The organism is Nonomuraea sp. NPDC049625 (assembly GCF_040675285.1).
GTDB lineage: Bacteria > Actinomycetota > Actinomycetes > Streptosporangiales > Streptosporangiaceae > Nonomuraea > Nonomuraea angiospora_A.
The window spans coordinates 379,792-394,758 of sequence record NZ_JBFAOQ010000003.1; the positions used below are offsets into that span (position 1 = coordinate 379,792).

The 14,967-nt window shown below is 71.5% G+C and carries 17 protein-coding genes; 10 read left to right on the forward strand and 7 right to left on the reverse strand.

From position 1 onward, the window contains the following. Positions 1-9: 9 nt before the first annotated feature. From AB0J87_RS15210 to AB0J87_RS15225, 4 genes are all read right to left on the reverse strand, one after another. Complete coding sequence (locus tag AB0J87_RS15210) at positions 10-612, reverse strand: A24 family peptidase (RefSeq protein ID WP_363965624.1); 603 nt, start codon at positions 610-612, stop codon at positions 10-12. Between the two features lie 149 nt (positions 613-761). Continuing rightward, positions 762-1,292, reverse strand: coding sequence for an SseB family protein (locus AB0J87_RS15215; protein ID WP_363965626.1), 531 nt, complete (start codon positions 1,290-1,292; stop codon positions 762-764). Between the two features lie 139 nt (positions 1,293-1,431). Beyond that, on the reverse strand, positions 1,432-2,154 hold the full coding sequence (locus AB0J87_RS15220; RefSeq protein WP_363965628.1) for an HD domain-containing protein: 723 nt from the start codon (positions 2,152-2,154) through the stop codon (positions 1,432-1,434). Then, entirely contained in the window at positions 2,151-2,498 is a 348-nt protein-coding gene (locus AB0J87_RS15225) for a helix-turn-helix transcriptional regulator (RefSeq protein ID WP_363965629.1), read from the reverse strand. Before AB0J87_RS15225 ends, AB0J87_RS15220 begins: the two co-directional genes overlap by 4 nt. Before the next feature lie 99 nt (positions 2,499-2,597). Here AB0J87_RS15225 and AB0J87_RS15230 point away from each other — a divergent pair, with 99 nt between their 5' ends. Then, the gene (locus AB0J87_RS15230) at positions 2,598-3,188 is read left to right on the forward strand and encodes a nucleotidyltransferase family protein (RefSeq protein WP_363965631.1); all 591 of its coding nucleotides are present in this window, start codon (positions 2,598-2,600) and stop codon (positions 3,186-3,188) included. 106 nt (positions 3,189-3,294) lie between these two features. Here the strand turns inward: AB0J87_RS15230 and AB0J87_RS15235 are convergent, their stop codons facing one another. Continuing rightward, positions 3,295-4,386: a ring-opening amidohydrolase gene (locus tag AB0J87_RS15235; protein ID WP_363965633.1), complete on the reverse strand. Its 1,092-nt coding sequence runs from the start codon at positions 4,384-4,386 to the stop codon at positions 3,295-3,297. 169 nt (positions 4,387-4,555) lie between these two features. Between AB0J87_RS15235 and AB0J87_RS15240 the strand changes: the two genes are divergently transcribed. The 3 genes from AB0J87_RS15240 to AB0J87_RS15250 all read left to right on the forward strand — a co-directional run bounded on the left by AB0J87_RS15240 (position 4,556) and on the right by AB0J87_RS15250 (position 7,593). Next, positions 4,556-5,224: an alpha/beta hydrolase gene (locus tag AB0J87_RS15240; protein WP_363965635.1), complete on the forward strand. Its 669-nt coding sequence runs from the start codon at positions 4,556-4,558 to the stop codon at positions 5,222-5,224. Positions 5,225-5,328: 104 nt separating this feature from the next. Further along, the gene (locus AB0J87_RS15245; RefSeq protein ID WP_363965637.1) at positions 5,329-6,444 is read left to right on the forward strand and encodes an FUSC family protein; all 1,116 of its coding nucleotides are present in this window, start codon (positions 5,329-5,331) and stop codon (positions 6,442-6,444) included. Between the two features lie 51 nt (positions 6,445-6,495). Continuing rightward, on the forward strand, positions 6,496-7,593 hold the full coding sequence (locus AB0J87_RS15250; RefSeq protein ID WP_350722511.1) for an FUSC family protein: 1,098 nt from the start codon (positions 6,496-6,498) through the stop codon (positions 7,591-7,593). Positions 7,594-7,794: 201 nt separating this feature from the next. Here the strand turns inward: AB0J87_RS15250 and AB0J87_RS15255 are convergent, their stop codons facing one another. Next, on the reverse strand, positions 7,795-8,811 hold the full coding sequence (locus tag AB0J87_RS15255) for an aldo/keto reductase (protein ID WP_363965640.1): 1,017 nt from the start codon (positions 8,809-8,811) through the stop codon (positions 7,795-7,797). Between the two features lie 90 nt (positions 8,812-8,901). On the opposite strand from AB0J87_RS15255, the gene AB0J87_RS15260 reads away from it, so the two are divergent. Then, positions 8,902-9,450, forward strand: a complete 549-nt coding sequence (locus tag AB0J87_RS15260; protein ID WP_355195186.1) for a helix-turn-helix domain-containing protein — start codon at positions 8,902-8,904, stop codon at positions 9,448-9,450. Between the two features lie 6 nt (positions 9,451-9,456). On the opposite strand, the gene AB0J87_RS15265 is transcribed toward AB0J87_RS15260, so the two are convergent. Then, complete coding sequence (locus AB0J87_RS15265; protein ID WP_363965642.1) at positions 9,457-10,623, reverse strand: pyridoxal phosphate-dependent aminotransferase; 1,167 nt, start codon at positions 10,621-10,623, stop codon at positions 9,457-9,459. A 150-nt stretch (positions 10,624-10,773) separates the two neighbouring features. Here AB0J87_RS15265 and AB0J87_RS15270 point away from each other — a divergent pair, with 150 nt between their 5' ends. Genes AB0J87_RS15270 through AB0J87_RS15290 form a run of 5 tightly spaced genes read left to right on the forward strand, consistent with a single transcriptional unit; the run spans position 10,774 to position 14,950 of the window. Then, positions 10,774-12,429 (forward strand): alpha/beta hydrolase, encoded by a 1,656-nt coding sequence (locus AB0J87_RS15270; protein WP_363965644.1) that lies wholly within the window; start codon positions 10,774-10,776, stop codon positions 12,427-12,429. Beyond that, complete coding sequence (locus AB0J87_RS15275; protein ID WP_363965646.1) at positions 12,426-13,346, forward strand: DUF418 domain-containing protein; 921 nt, start codon at positions 12,426-12,428, stop codon at positions 13,344-13,346. Before AB0J87_RS15270 ends, AB0J87_RS15275 begins: the two co-directional genes overlap by 4 nt. Beyond that, positions 13,306-14,082, forward strand: coding sequence for a carbon-nitrogen hydrolase family protein (locus AB0J87_RS15280; RefSeq protein ID WP_363965648.1), 777 nt, complete (start codon positions 13,306-13,308; stop codon positions 14,080-14,082). The genes AB0J87_RS15275 and AB0J87_RS15280 overlap by 41 nt, the downstream gene beginning before the upstream one ends. A 26-nt stretch (positions 14,083-14,108) precedes the next feature. Further along, positions 14,109-14,555 (forward strand): hypothetical protein, encoded by a 447-nt coding sequence (locus AB0J87_RS15285; protein ID WP_355194675.1) that lies wholly within the window; start codon positions 14,109-14,111, stop codon positions 14,553-14,555. After that, positions 14,552-14,950 carry a hypothetical protein gene (locus AB0J87_RS15290; protein ID WP_350722531.1) on the forward strand — a complete coding sequence of 133 codons (399 nt, stop codon included), beginning with the start codon at positions 14,552-14,554 and terminating at the stop codon, positions 14,948-14,950. Before AB0J87_RS15285 ends, AB0J87_RS15290 begins: the two co-directional genes overlap by 4 nt. Positions 14,951-14,967 lie beyond the last annotated feature (17 nt).

Consider the following 14,967-nt stretch of genomic DNA (forward strand, 5'->3'; position numbering starts at 1 on the left):
GTCCCGCGTTCACCAGCCGAGACAGAGTGTCGTGAACGCGCCCAGCAGCATGAACGGCCCGAACGGGAACTGGGTGTGCCTCGTCCCGCGCCTGGACAGCAGCAGTGCCAGGCCGTAGAGGGCGCCGAGCAGCTGGCCGCCGAAGGCCGCGACGATCCACGCCTGCCAGCTCAGCGCCGCGGCGGCCATCCCGATGAGCCCGGCCAGCTTGACGTCCCCCAGGCCCATCGCCTCCGGCCTGATGAACCAGAGCAGCCCGTACACGGCCGTCAGCGCCACCCCGCCGGCCAGCGCCCTGGGCAGCTCTCCCGTCGGCGCCAGGGCCAGGGCCATGATCGGGTACGCCGGGAGCGTGATCGCGTCGGGCAGCAGGCTGGTACGCCAGTCGACGACCGCCAGCGCGGTGCCGATGAGGGCGAAAGGTACGTACGGCAGCCCGAACCGCCAGGCGACCAGCGCGGCCACGGCGGCGGTCACCAGCTCGATCCCCAGGCCGGGTCGCTGGATCACCGCGCCCAGGTCGTAGTGGACCGGGCCCTCGTCGTAGGAGTCGGCCAGCCCGCGGATGTGGCGTCCGCAGATCAGCCCGGCGAGCGCCATGAGTGCGACCACGAGCCGACCCTAATGCGCCACCCCGTCCACGCGGGGCCGTATCAATCCACCTGCCGGCTTTGCCGCGCGCCCATCAACCCTCCCCGGGCGGACGACACGCGCCCGGCACAGCTCCGCCGATCGGCACCGGCCCCGCGGGGCGTACGTCATCAGCCCTTTCGGGAGAACCACCGGCGGCGCCGGACGGGCTCCACCTTGGCGACGGTCACACCGTCGAGCCGATCGACGGTCCCCGACTCGACAGCCGCCAGCGCCTCCAGCACCGCTCCCTCGATCACGAACTGCACCGGCCCCGCCACATCCACCACGACCGCCGCCGCCTTCTCCTGCACCGCCGCCCGGCACACCTGCAAGGCCGTGGCCTGGATCGGCCGGGCGTCGGGCCGCCACCGGGCCAGCGCCTGGCTGCCGGTGAACGCGAGCACCGCCTCCCTGCCGTCCGCCCCGACGAGCTTGGGCAGCGCCATCTCGCTCTCCTTCTCCTGCCGCAGCCCGTGCGCGCCGACCTCGCTCTCGGTCAGCAACGCCACGACGGGCACCAGCAGCCTGGCCCCGCTGAGGGCGTTCAGCACGTCGGCGGCGTCGGCGGTGCCGGCCTGAAAGGAGGCAAGGGCGGCGGCCACGGCGGGCGCGGCGCCACCGTCGTCGTCGGGATCGAGAGGTCGCGGGATGCTCGGCACAGCCCCCGAGACTACCCGCGCCCGCCCCTGCCCCTGCCCCTGCCCCCGAGCCTGGCCCGCAGCGCCCGTACTCCTGTTCCCCGCACGGCGCCCACCCCCGGCCGCCGGCGGCCGCCCCGGCTGTCCCACCGCCGCAGGGTCATCGCCAGCCACGGCATCCCGCTGAGCACCTGTACGGCGAACCGTATCCTCGGCCACCTGCCCGGGAGTGCCTGCAGTTCACCCAGCCACTCCTCCAACCAGCGGGCCCGCCGTTCGCGTGGAAGCAGGATCGCGCCCGCGGCGATGACGGCGAAGGATGCCCGGATGCCTTCCCGGCCGGGGAGGTTGGCGATGGCGAGCCGTTCGAGCTCTTGTTCGAGGCGGCCCAGACCGAGCCGGCCGGCGACCGGCGCGAAAATGTCCAGCGTCTGCTGTGCTGTCCGCCGGCGCCTCGCCTCGGCAGCCGGCGCAGCGTCCGCAGGTTGTGCAGCCGATCTGCCAGCTTGAGCATCAGCACGCGCTCGCCCGTCTCACTCGTCCAGATCACGGGCACTTGCCGGGGATCCCGCAACGCGGCCATGTCGCGTACCAGGCGCACGATCGGCTCGCCGAATTCGCGCACCAGTTCCTGCTCTGGGCAGTCGGTGTCCTCCAGCACGTCGTGCAGGAGGGCCGCGCACAGCACCTCGTGGTCCATGCCCAGCTCGGCCAGTATCGTGGCGACGGCGACCGGGTGGCTGATGTAGGGCTCGCCACTGCGCCGGCGCTGACCGCGATGCCAGTGGGCGGCCGTCAGGTGGGCCTGTTCGACCATCCGCAGCCGCTCGCCGTTCAGCGTGTCACCGGCGGCCTCCAGCAGTGGCCGAAGCGAGTCGTTCATAGCCCGCCCCCGGCCGGGCCCGGGCGGTTCAGCCAGCCGGGCACCTGCTGCCTGCGCGACCGGTACGCCCGCGCGACGGCGTCACGCGCCTGTTCCGCGCCGTCCGCGGTGATCCGGTAGTAGCGGCGGCGCGGACGTCCCTCCGCGACGTGCGTCTCCGGGTCCTCCCACCGGCTCTCCACCCAGCCGATCTGCTCCAGTCTGGCCAGGATCGGGTAGACCGTGCCGCTCGGCAGCTCCGCCAGCTCGCACACCTCGAGCCCGTAGCGATCGTGCGCGGGATCACCTAGCAGGGCTCGGAGGACAGCCTGGGTCGGCATGGTCATCCGCAGGCTTCTCTTCATATCTCGTACTCTACATAGCTAGAACAAGGCCCACCCTCCCGCACCGGCGACATGCTCGTACCCACCGACGATGTCGGTTCCGGCTGGTAGACAGGTGCGATGCGGATCGGACGCCTTCCCCTGGACGAGCAGCTCGCCGCCCTACGGAGGGTGCTCGGCGCCAACCCCACCCTGACCACCGTGCTCGACGGCGCTCGCGCGCTCGACCTGCCCGGGTGGTGGGTGGCGGCGGGCGCGGTCGTCCAGACGATCTGGAACCACGTCACCGGCCGTGACCCCGAGCACGGGATCAAGGACTACGACCTGGTCTACTACGATCCGTCCGACCTGTCCTGGGAAGCCGAGGACAGGGCGATCAGGGCGGGGGCCGAGCTGTTCGGGGACGTGCCGGTGGAGATCCGCAACGAGGCCCGGGTGCATCTGTGGTACGAGGAGCGGTTCGGCGTGCCGAGCCCGCCCTATGAGAGCGCCGAGGACGCGATCGACTCCTTTCCCTCCACCACCAGCTCCCTCGGCGTGCGGCTCACGCCGTCGGGCCGGTGGCAGGTGTACGCGCCCTATGGCGTGGCCGACGCGTTCGGCCTGGTGCTGCGGCCCAATCCCAGGCAGGCGCCCAGGCACGTGTACGAGGCCAAGGTGGCCCGGTGGACCGAGGAATGGCCCGAGCTCACCGCCCTCCCCTGGCCCTGAGCCCGGGTTCCCCGGCCCTGCCCTGATCCCCAGGGCCCTGATCCCCAGGGCCCTGATCCCTAGGGCCCTGATCCCTAGGGCCCTGATCCCCAGGCCCTATGGCCGTCTATCCCAGGTCGGAGATGGCCGCGACCGGGCCGCCGCCCGAGGGACCCTGGTGGACGGCCGCCACCGAGACGAACACCGCCGGGTCGCCCGTGACCGAGGCCGCCACCCCGCCCACCGTCGCCTTGATCTGCCGGTGCCAGTGCACGTCCGAGTCGTCCAGCATGATGTTGCGCCGTCCGCGAACCCGTCCCGACGGGTCGGCCTCGCACTTCATGAACACGTTCACCAGCCGCCCCCCGAGGTCCGACGGGTGCGGGCGCTCCGGCAGCGGCAGCCCCGAGTCCCTGATGGCCTCCCAGATGCCGTCGGCGTCCAGGGCGTCCTTCATGACGCTGTGGCCGACGCGGTAGCGGCCGCCGATCCCGCGTACGTTCCCCACCAGCACGATCTGCGCCCGGTCCAGCTCCACCCCGGACGAGCACGAGGCCACGGACGAGTACAGCGACAGGTCCTTGTGGATCTGGTCGGCGCTCGGCATGTCGATCTCGCCGAGGGCGACGGCGATGCCGAGGGCGGTGGTCGAGTTGGACAGGTCCATGGAGGGGCCGGTCTCCTCGATCGCGGTGTCCTGGCCGCGGCTCTTGGCGTCGGTGATGGTGGCCAGGGTGAGCAGCGGCGTCTTGGTCTGTACGTAGTGGACGTCGCGCGGGTCGTCGATCCCGGCGATCTTCATGGCCTCGCGTACGCCCGCCGCGACCTTCTCCACCATGGCGGGCCTGCCGATGTCCTCGGGCAGGATCACCTCGCTCAGCGCCACGCCCACCGACAGCCGTGGCTCGTCGGACGGGAGCGCGTCGGCCGTGGTGGCGAAGATGGTGGCGTGCGGGCTGAGCACGCCGTCCGTGCCGCCCGACCACACCAGCGGCACTCTCTCCGGTGCCGGATGCCCGTGCTCCGCCAGCACCTCGCGGAAGGCCCGGTCGGCGAGGATGCGCGTGTAGTCGTTCACGCCGCCGTTGCCCTCGGTCTTGCCGACGACGGCGAGCACCCGGCGCGCCTCGATCACCCCGTCGGCGATGAGCCGGGCGAGACCGGAGGCGTCGGTGACGCTCTCGATCGGCACCTTGCGTACTTCAATCGGGTCCGGCATATGACGCCCCTTCTCCGTTACCGGTCCTCCCCGCCCTCGCGACGCTATCCGAGCCGGTCAGCGGGGTTCATGGTCAATGTCTGCCCATGAAGCCCGCCGACGATGTCAAGGTGCGCTCAGCGCCACGGGCCGGGGAGCACGCCGGACGCCGGGCGATATGGTCGCCGGTGTGATTCGCGAAGCACACGTCAACGGGATCAAGCTCGTGTACCGGGAGGAAGGCGACCCCACCGCTCCCCCGCTCCTGCTCATCCACGGCCGGACCGCCAACCACAACGACTGGAACGGCATCACCCAGCACTTCGCGGCGCGCTACCACGTCATCGCCCCCGACCTGCGCGGGCACGGGGTCAGCGGCTACCAGGGCCCGTACGAGGTGCCGGAGATGGCCGAGGACGTCGTCGCGCTGCTCGACCACCTGGGCATCGGGCGCGCCACGCTGGTCGGGCACTCGCTCGGAGGCGTGGTGGCGTACCACGCGGCCATGAACCACCCGGACCGGATCGAGCGGCTCGTGCTCGAGGACGCGCCGCCGCCGCTCCCCTTCAAGAACCGCCCGCCGATCGTCGAGGACGATTCGACCGGGTTCGACTGGCGCATGATGCACGACACGGAACGGCAGCTGGCCGGCCCCGATCCCGCCTGGCTGGAGGGGCTCGGCAAGATCACGGCGCCGACGCTGGTGTTGAGCGGCGGGGAGCAGAGCCCCGCCAACACCGGGGAGGTGGCGGCGCGGATCCCGGGGGCGCGGCTGGTCACGATCGACGTCGGGCATCTGATCCACACCACGGCCCGCAGCCGGTTCCTGCAGGCGGTGGACACCTTTCTGGACGGCTGACGGGCCGCATCTCATCACGCCGTAACCCTGGTGTCACGTATGCACGGCAGGGTAGGGGCGTGGTTGACATGCACGTACATCAGCGTCTGGGCAGACTGAGGCTGATGGCCCCCACGATCGGCCAGTGCGCGATCGGAGCCGCGATCGCCTGGCTCGTGGCCAAGAACCTGCTGGGCCACAGCCGCCCGTTCTTCGCGCCCATCGCCGTCGTGGTCTGCATCGGCGTGGCCCTGGGCCAGCGGCTGCGGCGGGTGGTGGAGCTGGTCGTCGGGGTCACCCTCGGCGTCGGCGTCGGCGACCTGCTGGTGTCGCGGATCGGTTCGGGCGCCTGGCAGATCGCGCTGGTGGTGGCGCTGGCCATGGCCGTGGCGGTGCTGCTCGACAGCGGTTCGCTGATCGTCCTCCAGGCGGGCTCGTCGGCCGTGCTCGTCGCCACGCTCCTGCCGCCGAGCGGCAGCGGCGGGTTCGACAGAATGGTCGACGCCCTGGTCGGCGGGCTCATGGGGCTCGCGGCCGTCGCCCTGCTGCCCACCAGCCCGGCGGCGCTGGCGAGAAGGCACGCGAAGGGGACGTTCGGCGCGCTGGCCGACGCGTTGCGGCAGATCGCCGAGGCCATCGAGAACCGCGACGCGCGCGTGGCCTCCGACGCGCTGGAGGAGGCGCGCGGCAGCCACAAGAACGTGGAGGAGTTCAGGCAGGCGCTGGAGACGAGCAAGGAGATCGCCACCATCTCGCCGCTCCACCGCCATCGCCGCCCCTTCCTGGACGGGTACGAGCAGGCGGCCGTGCCACTTGATCACGCGCTCAGAAACGCCAGAGTGCTGGCCAGGCGGGCCATCGTGGCACTCGACGGCCCCGGCGCCCTCCCGCCCCGGCTGCCGGACGAGCTGCGCGAACTGGCCGACGCCACGCTCATGCTGCGGGACGACCTCGCCGCCGGACGCTCGCCGGAAAGGGCGCGCCGGGCGATCCTGTCGGTGGCCTCGCGGCAGGGCGCGGAGCGGTGGGGCTTCTCGGCGGACGTGATGACCGCCCAGCTCAGGTCCATCATCGTGGACCTCCTCCAGGCGACCGGCATCGATCGGGACGAGGCGGTCGCGACCCTGCCACCGCTGGACGTCCACCCCGACGAGCCATCAACCGACTCGCCCGACCCCGGCGCGGAGAGCGATCCCCCAAGCTCCGAAAAATCCACACAACGCCCGACGAAAAGGACGTAGCTGGGGCAAACGTGACCTCAATGTCATATAGATCCGCCTTAAGGTAGAGGGGTGCGAACCAGGCTCAGCGATCATGTGAAGGAACGGCTGGGCACGTTCGGCCTCATGGCCCCCTCCATCGCGCAGTGCGCGGTGGGCGCCGCACTGGCCTGGATCATCGCCATGGAGCTGCTCGGCCACCCCCGCCCGTTCTTCGCGCCGATCTCGGTGCTGATCTGCGTGGGCGTCGGGCTGGGGCAGCGGCTGCGCAGGGTGGCCGAGCTGGTGATCGGCGTCAGCCTCGGGGTGGGCATCGGCGACCTGCTGGTGTCCTGGATCGGCTCGGGCGCCTGGCAGCTCGCGCTCGTGGTGGCGCTGGCGATGGCCGTCGCGGTGCTGCTGAACAGCGGGGCGCTGTTCGTCGCGCAGGCCGGGTCGTCGGCCGTGCTGGTGGCCACCCTGGTGCCCGGCGACGGGGCCGGCGGGCTGGACCGGATGGCCGACGCGCTCACCGGGGGCATCGTCGGGGTCATGGCGGTCGCGCTGTTGCCCGCCAGCCCGTTCACGATCGCGGCCAAGCACCTGTCCGGGGTGCTCGACGCGCTGTCCACGGTGCTGGAACGAGCGGCGGAGGCGATCGAGAAGCGGGACGTGGAGCTGGCGGCGGAGGCGCTGGAGGAGGCGCGGAACACGCAGGAGGCGGTGGAGGAGTTCGAGCACGCGCTGGAGACCGCCAAGGAGATCACGATGCTCTCGCCGCTGCACTGGCACCGGAAGGCCAGGCTGGCGCGCTACGAGACCGCCGCCGTGCCGGTGGATCTGGCGCTGCGGAACGCCCGGGTGCTGAGCAGGCGTACCCTCGCCTCGCTCGGGGAGGCCAGCCCCCCGCCCACCGCCCTGGCGGAGGCCCTGCGCGAGGTCTCGGAGGCGGCGCTGCTGCTGCAGCTGGAGCTCGGCGCCGGCCGGGAGCCGACGCTGGCGCGCCAGGCGCTGCTGGCGGTGGCGGCGCGGGAGCGGCCCGACGGGCTCGGCTTCTCGGCGCACGTGATCATCGCGCAGCTGCGTTCGGTGGTCGTGGACCTGCTGCAGGCGACCGGGATGGAGCACGAGGCGGCCACGGACACGCTCACCCCGCTGGACGAGCCCCGCGACGAGACCAGCCGCCGCTGACGGTCGTACCCGAGCAGGAACGGCTCGCCGTCCCGCGTCCCGGCCGCCCACGCGCTGGTGGGGCCGGTGGCGATGACGTCCCGCAGCCGGCTGCCGGGGTCCTCGCCGACGTAGGTGCAGCGCCAGCCGCCGGGGGCGGCCTCCGGGACGATCGGGGTCGGGGTCGCCGGGGGGTGACGCGATCGGTCGCCGGCGGCTGGATCAGCGGGGGACGAGGTGGAAGAACGAGCCGTCCATGGGGCCGAGGTCGTGGTGGGAGATCTCGTCCAGCCGGGCCACCGCCTCGTCCGGGAGGTCGAGGTCGAAGGCCGCCAGGTTCTCCCGCAGCTGCTCCACCGATCGCGGGCCGATCAGCACCGAGGTCACCCCGGGCCGCCGCGCCACCCAGGCCAGGGCCACCGCTGCCGGTGCGGCGCCGAGTTCGGCCGCGACCTTGACGAGTTCGTCGGCGATGTCCAGATTGCGGTCGTTGAGCAGCGATCGGGCCCAACGGTTCGCGCCGGGGAGGGAGTGGCCGAGCAGCCTGCCCATGCGGCTGTCGGGGTCGGGGACCTCGCCGTGCCGGTAGCGGCCGGTCAGCACGCCGCCGCCGAGCGTCCCGTACACGACGGCGCCGATCCCGTGCCGCTCGCACGCCGGCAGGATCTCCGCCTCGATCACCCGCTGGATGAGCGAGTACTGCGGCTGCAGGCTCACGAACGGCGTGCCGCCCACGCGGGCGGCGGCCCACTGCGACTCGACGAGCTGGGTCGCGGTGAAGTTGGAGCAGCCGAGGTAGCGGACCTTGCCCTCCCTGACGAACCCGTCCAGCGTGGCCATCGTCTCCTCGATCGGCGTCGCCGGGTCCCACTGGTGGCACTGGTAGAGGTCCACATAGTCGGTGCCGAGCCGGCGCAGGCTGGCATCGAGGGCTCTGGTGAGGTGACGGCGCGACAGGCCGCGCCCCTCCGTACCCACCGGCATGGCGCCCTTGGTGGCCAGCACGACCCACTCGCGCCTGCCCTTCAGCGCACGGCCGACGATCTCCTCGGTCTCGCCCCGGTGGTACAGGTCGGCGGTGTCGATGAAGTTGCCGCCCGCGTCGAGGAACGCGTCGATGATCCGGCCCGCCTCGGCCTCGTCACTGGCGGCCAGGCCGTACTCGGTGCCGAAGTTCATGGTGCCCAGGCAGGCCCTGGAGACGCGCAGGCCGGAACGGCCGAGATTCAGGTAGTCCAAGGGATTCCCCCTAGAATCGGAATGGTTGTTCCGGATGTTGACCATACGGAACAACGGTTCCGGTTGTCAACGAGGAAGGGGCTCTCTGTGATGCGTGCGGACGCGCGACGCAACCGCGCCCGGGTGCTGGAGGCCGCCGAAGTGGTGCTGGCCAGGGACGGGCTGTCCGCGTCGATGCGCGAGATCGCCTCGCTGGCCGGGGTGGGGGTGGGGACGATCTACCGCCAGTTCCCCACCAAGGAGGACCTCTACCAGGCGATCGTCGTCGACCGGATGGCGCGGCTGGCCGCGCTGGCCGACGAGCTGGCCACGGCCCCGGACGCCGGGGAGGCGTTCTTCGAGTACTTCACGATGATCGTGGAGGATTCGACCGTCAAGAAGGTGCTCGTGGACGCCCTGGCGGCGGCGGGGATCGACGCCAAGGCCGGGATGCCGGACATCCGGGGGGCCATCGAGACGCTGCTGGTGCGGGCGCAGGGCGCCGGGGCGGTTCGGGGGGATGTGGGGATGGCGGAGTTGCTGGCGCTGTTGAGCGCCACGTGTCTGGCGGCGCAGCACAACGGGTGGGACGAGGGCCTGCGGACGAGGACCCTCGCCATCGTCTTCGACGGCCTCCGCCCCTCGCCACCGACCCGATGACTCCCTTTAGGTGGAGAGCCGTTTGAGGCGGGTCACGGCCTCGTCGATGACCTCGTCCTTCTTGCAGAACGCGAACCGGACGAAGTGCCGCCCCCGGTCGGCGTGGTCGTAGAAGACCTGGGTCGGGATGGCCACCACGCCGGCCAGGTCCGGGAGGCGGCGGGTGAGTTCGAGGCCGTCGGTGAAGCCCAGGGGGCGGATGTCGGTCTGGACGAAGTACGTGCCGGAGGGCCGCAGGACGGAGAACCCGGCGGCCGCGAGGCCCTCCATGAGGCGGTCGCGCTTGTCCTGGAGGCCGGCGCGCAGCGCGGACACCCACTCGAGCTCGTGCCGCAGCCCGTACGCCACCGCCATCTGCCACGGCGCGCTCGACGTGAACGTGAGGAACTGCTTGACCGTCTGCACCGCCGTGACCAGGGCGGGAGGGGCGCAGATCCAGCCGGTCTTCCAGCCGGTGACCGAGAACGTCTTGCCCGCGGACGAGATCATCACCGTGCGCTCGCGCATGCCGGGCAGCGTGGCCAGCGGGATGTGCTCGACCCCGTCGAACGTCAAATGCTCGTACACCTCGTCGGTCACCGCGATCAGCCCGCGCTCCTGGCAGAGCTCGGCGATGACCTCGAGCTCGGCGCGGGTGAAGACGGTGCCGGTGGGGTTGTGCGGGGAGTTGACGAGGATGACGCGGGTGCGCGGGGTGACGGCGGCGCGCAGCTCGTCGGGGTCGAACGTGAAGCGCCCGTCCACCGGGCGCATCGTGACGGCGACCAGGCGGGCCTGGGCGAGCGCGATCGAGGCCGCGTACGAGTCGTAGTACGGCTCGAAGGCGATCACCTCCTCCCCCGGCTCGCAGAGGGCGAGCACGGCCGACGCGATGGCCTCGGTGGCCCCCACCGTGACCAGGATCTCGCCCGCCGGATCGTAGGAGAGGTCGTAGTGGGCGGAGCGGTGTTCCGAGATCGCCCGGCGCAGCTCCAGGACCCCCGGACCCGGCGGGTACTGGTTGGCGCCCGAGGTGATCGCCTGGACCGCGCGGTCGAGCATGGCCGCGGGCCCGTCGGTGTCGGGGAAGCCCTGGCCGAGGTTGATGGATCCGGTCTCTGCGGCGAGCGCGCTCATCTCCGCGAAAATCGTCGTGCCGAAGGCGCGCATCCTGGCAACAAGTGGTTCGGTCACGGCACTTAGGCTATGCCCGGCGGGAAAGCCGCCCATCATTCCGCCCCCTGATGTCGCGAAGGGCATGGGCGGTTCGCCGCGCCTTGTCGGTAGTCTCGTCCCGTGATCATTCGGGTCGTGCTAGCCCTCGCTTTAATGACGCCCCCTGTCATGACCCCGTCGGACACCGGCCCGAGCGCCTGCCCGGTCGCCATGCCACCCCGTACGACGTGCGGTTTTCTCGAGGTCCCCGAGCGCAGGGACGCGCCGGAGCGGAAGATCAAGGTGGGGTACGCGGTCCACGCCTCCACCGCCAAGGACCGCAGGCCCGACCCCGTGGTGTACATGAGCGGGGGCCCGGGGTCGGCGTCCATGCAGCTGACGGGGTTCCTGAGCCAGATGTTCCCCGATCGCGACGTGGTGACGATCGAGCAGCGCGGCAGCAAGTACTCCGAGCCGGTCCTGGGGTGCCCCGAGACGGCCGAGGCGTTGCTCGGGCAGCTCAGGCGGCCCCCCGCCGACGTCGGCGCGGCGGCCGTCCGCTGCCGCAAGAGGCTCCAGGAGCAGGGCGTCGACCTGCGCGGATACAACACGAAGGAGATCGCGGCCGACGTGGTCGCGTTACGGGAGAAGCTCGGGTACGACTCCTGGAACCTGTTCGGCGTCAGCTACTCCACCAGGGTCATGATGGACGTGGCCGCCGCGGACCCGAAGGGCGTGCGGTCGGTGGTGCTGGACTCGTACCTGCCGGAGAGCGTCAACTGGTACGACGACGCCGACCGCAACCTGGCCGACACGGCGGCGCGGCTGAACATGAAGGACGCGTTCGAGGCCATGACGGCCCGGCTGAACGCCACGCCCGCGCAGGTGACGACGACCGACCCGCTGCTCGGCAAGGCTTTCGAGGCGCGGATCAGCGGTGACGACGTGGCCACGATCATGGCGGAGGCGCTGCACGAGGCGGACTTCGCGGCGGTCGCGCCCGCCATGGTCGGCGCGCTCGCGAAGGGCCACGACGAGCTGCTGCGGGCGCTGGCCGACGCGGTGGGCGAGGGGCTGGTGTCGCACGAGTTCGGGCTGTATCACGCGGTGCAGTGCCAGGACGAGGTCCCGTTCAACACATACACCACCAAATCCCGACTTTTCACCGTAAATGGTGACAAGGCGGTGTGCGATGCGTGGCAGCTCCCCAAGTCCAAGGCCGTCAACGCCACCACCAAGGCCCCCGTGTACGTGGTGGGCGGCCAGTACGACCCCACCACCCCGACCAGGACCACCAAGCCCGCGGCCGAGGCTCTCCCCGGCGCCCGCTTCGAGGAGTTCCCCCGCGCCTCCCACGCCGTCTTCCTGACCAGCCCCTGCGCCCGCCGCAAGATCGTGGAGTTCCTCGACGCACCGGCCGGCGGCGCGGCCTCGCCGTGCGTCGACGACGCCGCCGGGCAGCCGGTCGACCTGCACGTGACCGCCGCCCCGTACCAGATCTCGAAGTCGCCCTGGCTGGCCGCGCCCTTCGCGCTGTTCGCCCTCGTCTGCCTGATCCAGCTGGTCGCGGGCGCGCTGAGGGGCCGGGCGCTGGCGGCGTTCGGCGGGCTGGCCGGCGTGGCCTTCGCCGGGCTGGTCGGGCAGTCCGTGTACGCCCTGGTCACCCGGAACGAGACCGCGCTCGCCGTCGGCGTGCCCGGCACGGCCGTCCTCTACACCTGGATCGCCGCCGCCTCGGCCGCGCTGACCGCCGCCGCGCTGCTGCGCGACCGGCGCTGGCCGCAGATCGCGGCGACCGCCGTCGGCGCCGGGTTCCTCGTATGGTGGTTGGCCTGGTTCCTGTGACGCGCATTCGTGAGCTCGACGCCCTCCGCGGTTTCGCGGTGGGCGGCATCATGCTGGTCAACACCTGGCAGCACACCGCCAAGGACCCGCGCAACGGCGTCGACTGGGTCATCGAGGCGCTGTTCCAGAGCCGGTTCTACCCGATCTTCTCGCTGCTGTTCGGCATCAGCTTCATGCTGTTCCTGCGTGGAAACAGCCGCTGGGCGCTGCTGAGCCGGCTGTTCTGGCTGTTCTGCCTCGGGCTGGTCCAGCACACGTTCTACGACGGCGAGGTGCTGACCTACTACGCCGTCTACGGCGCGGCGGTGCTGCTGCCGGCCTCGTTCCTGGCCGGCGGCCTGCCGGTGCTGCTGCTCGGGGTGGCGGTGCTGGTGTGGGGGCTCCAGGTGGGCGGCGGGGCGTGGCTGATCCCCGGCCTGTTCCTGATCGGCATGGGGCTGTGGCGGCTGAGCCCGTCCAGGTCGCTGCTGCTGCCGTCGTTCGCGGTCACCGCGCTGGCCGGCGCGCTGCTGACGGCCGCCTGGGCGAGCCAGGGCGGGTGGATCCTCTACAGCACGGCCGCGCTGGCGGGCGCGGCGGCGTACTCGCTGGGGCTGCTGCTGGCGCTGCGGCCGTGGTTGTCGGCGGTGCTGGAGCCGCTGGGCAGGATGGCACTGACGAACTACGTCACGGGCACCGTCGTGATCGTCCTGGCCACCCCGCTGCTGAACACCGACCCGACGCGCTGGTCGGTGGTGGCGCTGGCGGCGGTGACCGTGGCGGCGCAGGTGCTGTTCAGCAGGTGGTGGCAGGCCAGGTTCAGGTACGGGCCCCTTGAGTGGATCTGGCGGTGCCTGACCTGGTTTCGAGTGGTGCCCAACCGGTTAGAGTCGGGCCGTGACCGAAATCGCCCTCTGCCAGATCCCGGTGTCTCCTGACCCGGCCACGAACCTGAAACGTGCCCAGGAGGCGCTCGCCAGGGCCGAGGGGGCCGACTTGGCGATCTTCCCCGAGGCCACGCTCACCCGCTACGGGCGGCGCATCACGGACCTGGCCGAGCCGCTGGACGGGCCGTTCGTGTCGGGCCTGGCGGAGGCGGCCAGGAAGCACGGGCTGGCGGTGATCGCCGGGGTCTTCGAGCCGGGCGACGACCGCGTGCACAACACGGCCGTGGCCATCGACGCGCAGGGCGCGGTGCGGGCGGCGTACCGGAAGATCCACCTGTTCGACTCGTTCGGCGCGAAGGAGTCCGACCTGGTCGCGCCCGGAGCGGAGCCGACCGTGGTGGAGCTCGCGGGGCTCAAGGTCGGCCTCGTCACCTGCTACGACGTGCGTTTCCCCGAGCTGGCCAGGGCGCTCGTGGACAAGGGCGCCGAGCTGTTCGCGGTGATCGCCGCGTGGGGCTCCGGGCCGCTCAAGGAGGACCACTGGGTCACCCTGGTCAGGGCCCGTGCGCTGGAGAACACGATGTGGACGGCCGCCGTCGGCCAGGCGCCCAACCCGGCCGAGTCGTCCGACGGCTACGGGGTGGGCCGCAGCATGCTGGTCGATCCCCTGGGCGTGATCCGCGCCGATCTGGGCACGGCGCCCGGCGTGCAGACCGTGCGGGTGGATCACGAATGGACAACAGCCGCCAGGGCGACCCTGCCGTGCCTCCAACACCGGGTTCTCTGAGGTTCAACCGATCGTAAAGTAGTACCGTGAGCGGAACGCAGATGCAGAAGGTTGTCCCGCCGCGTCTGCTCGTGCCATACCTGTCGGGCAAACGCACGGTGATCTCGGGTTACGTCTACCGCGTGCAGGACTGCGTCAGGCTGACCACGCCTGAGTCGCTCTACCACGGGCTCGACCTGTCCTTCGACGGGTCGGAGCTGTTCGGCGAGGTGCCCGAGCTCTACGTGATGCGCTGGTACGCGCGCGACGTCGACACGTACGCGGTGCCGTACGGGCCCCACATGGGTGGCGACTGGAGCGACGCGCCGCCGTTCGCCGGCAACGGTTTCACAACATCGTCGGATCACGTGGTGCCGCAGTTCCACACCGTTCCGATGCCGATCCCGGCCGGGACGGAGATCGTCCACGTCACCGCCGACGGCGAGCGGCCCTTCGCCGAGTACGACGGCCTGACTTGGCGGCCCGCCGCATGAGTGACGACGAGATCATGCCGGTCGCGTCCGGCTTCGTGGCGCGCTTCGACGGCCGCACGCTGCCCGCCGCCCTGGGCCCCGACAACGACCAGGTGGTGCTGTTCAGCGAGGTCGAGCTGGACGGGTTCGATCCCGCGTCGGGCTACTGGCGCAGGGTGGTGGCCAGGTCACAGGTGGAGTGGCTCGTGCTGATCCGCACGGTGGGGGCGTTCGGCGGCGAGCCGTGCATCGTGATCGACGAGGACGACGACGGGCTGCACATCGCCTACACGGGGCACAGCGGGATGAAGGCGGAGGCGCTGGGCTACTGGCTGGTCGACCACGGCGCCTACGAGGTCGTGGTGCCCCGCGAGGAGGTCTTCTCGATCCGCGTCGAACGGATTCCGGTCCCCTAGTCAACCTGCCGCCGTTC